The organism is Nitratireductor sp. GCM10026969, from assembly GCF_042660605.1.
Lineage (GTDB): Bacteria > Pseudomonadota > Alphaproteobacteria > Rhizobiales > Rhizobiaceae > Chelativorans.
In genome coordinates, this window is the sequence record NZ_JBHSUM010000277.1 from 1 (window position 1) to 2111 (window position 2111).

Here is a 2111-nt window from a genome sequence, read left to right on the forward strand (position 1 = left end):
GCCCGGCCCACTCAGCGCGCGGGCGTTTGTTGACGCGGCCAGCCTCTTCCCAGGGCATCTCCTCGGGCACGCGGACCTCCTCGAGCCACGGCTCGCCGGCCTTCCAGCCGAGGTCGCTGATCGCCCGCGCGGCCGTCAGGATGGCGTCGGGCGCGCTGTTCTTGAGATCGACGCGCCCGTCGCCGTCGCCGTCCATGCCCTTGTGCAGATAATCGCTCGGCAGCATCTGCAACTGCCCGATCTCGCCTGCCCAGGCCCCACTCACATCGGCGGGCACGGTGCCCTGGTCGATCAGCTCCAAGAGCGCGATGAGTTCCGGGCGGAAGATCTCCGGGCGGCGGCAGTCATGCGCCAGCGTGGCGAGCGAATCGAGCGTCGAGAAATCGCCCTGCACGGCGCCGAAGTCCGTCTCCAGCGCCCAGAAGGAGGCGATGACGGGACCGGGCACGCCGAACTCCCGCTCGGCGCGGGCGAAGGTGTCGGCATAGCGCTCGAGATTGCGCCGGCCGTGGGTCAGCCGGTACTCGTTGATCATGCGGCCGGCGAACTCGCGGAAGGTCTGGGTGAAGACGCCCTGGGCACGGTCGCGGCTGACGACGCTCTGGTCGAGGGAAGCGCGGGAAAGCGCGGCAAGCCCGGTTTGCCCCACGCCCTGGGCAGCGGCTTCCGCCTCGACGCCGGCGCGCCAGGCGTTGAAGTCGCCGCCGCATTCCTGGGCGATGGCTGCGGACGGGACGGACAGCGCTATCGCCGCTGCAAGGATCGGACTGCCAAGACGCATTCTTCACTCCCTCATCTGTTCGCACGCACGATGGTAAGGTGTTTAGACTTCAAGCGGGAAGCCCCTCCCCGGCGATCTCCATGGACTTAGCAGAACTAGGCCCGGTGTTCGCCGGCCTTTCAGACCACGGATGCAGACCCTAGCCGGTGTGGGCCTTGAGCCACTCGCGCCAGGCCTCGACGCTGCCGTGGAAGACATTGATGTCGGCATCGCCCTCGATCCCGGGCAGGACGCCCGTTCCCGTGTATTGCCAGAAGACCCAAGGGTGATTGCCATACTTCTCATCCGGGTGACCGGCCACGGAGCGCAGCCAGAACGGATAGCCCTTGAAGCGCCACAGGCCGTTGTCGTCAAAGAAATCGATGGATGTGTAGATTATAGGGCGCTTGCCGTAATGGCGTTCCACCGCGTCCAGAAAAATCTTCATCTCGTCGCGCACCACCTTCGGGTCCGGCCGCCGCCTGCAGGTGGGGGAGAGGTGGTTCCACTCCATGTCGAGCACCGGCGGAAGCGCGGAAGCATCGCGCGGCACGTGGCGGATGAACCAACGGGCCTGCTCGATCGCGGGGCGGCAGAAATAGAAGAAGTGGTAGGCGCTGCGCGGGATGCCGGCGGACCTGGCGCCGCGCCAGTTTTCGCGAAAGCGCTCGTCCAGCCGGTCGCCGCCCTCGGTGGCCTTGATGAAGGCGAAGGCGAGGCCGGCCCGCCGCAGGCCGGCCCAGTCGATGTCCCCCTGGTATTTCGACACATCCGTGCCGTGGACGGGGTAGGTCCAGGGTGCGCGGCTCTCCCATTCATGCGGGTCGTTGTCGGTGAAGCGCGGCCCGGTGGAGGAGGCGGGGGCGAGGTCGGAAAAGTCGTAGCTGATCGTGGAACAGGCGGTGAGCAACCCAAGCACGAATAAAACGATCGGCAGACGCATTCTCTGAAAGCCCTCCCGGCAGCGAATCGCTATTGTGCAATCGTTATCCGGGGATAGGCCATGCGCATCGTTCTTTCCATCATCAAATGGCTCATCGGCCTTCTGCTCGTCGTTGTGGCGGGCCTCGCCTTGTGGCTCTACCTCGCGCCGCCGGAGCTTATCCGGGTGGGGTCCAACTATGCGGCGAAGATCGTCTGCTCGAACGTGTTCCTGGCCGGCCGGGACGCGGAAGAGGTGCTGGCCGAGGACGTGCAGGCGCCGGGCCACTGGCTTCTGCGGTTCATGCGCGTGGAGGTCGACAGAGCCGAGGGAACGGTGCGGGCGGGGCTTCTGGGCGTGTCCGGCGACGGCCTCGCGGTCTTGCGCGACGGCACGGGGTGTGCGGCCGTTCCCGGCGGCGATCCCGAG

At 66.8% G+C, this 2111-nt stretch carries 2 protein-coding genes and 1 pseudogene; 1 reads left to right on the top strand and 2 read right to left on the bottom strand.

Annotated elements, in window-relative coordinates; all coding sequences use genetic code 11:
• Together ACFP9U_RS24815 and ACFP9U_RS24820 are read right to left on the bottom strand one after the other, a co-directional pair.
• Positions 1-781, bottom strand: a 781-nt coding sequence (locus ACFP9U_RS24815; RefSeq protein WP_378625532.1) for a lytic murein transglycosylase, incomplete at its 3' end; no start/stop codon positions are given.
• 139 nt (positions 782-920) lie between these two features.
• The gene (locus tag ACFP9U_RS24820; protein ID WP_378625533.1) at positions 921-1703 is read right to left on the bottom strand and encodes a GH25 family lysozyme; all 783 of its coding nucleotides are present in this window, start codon (positions 1701-1703) and stop codon (positions 921-923) included.
• Between the two features lie 60 nt (positions 1704-1763).
• Between ACFP9U_RS24820 and ACFP9U_RS24825 the strand changes: the two are divergent.
• Positions 1764-2111, top strand: a pseudogene (locus ACFP9U_RS24825) (6-aminohexanoate hydrolase); the annotation flags it as partial.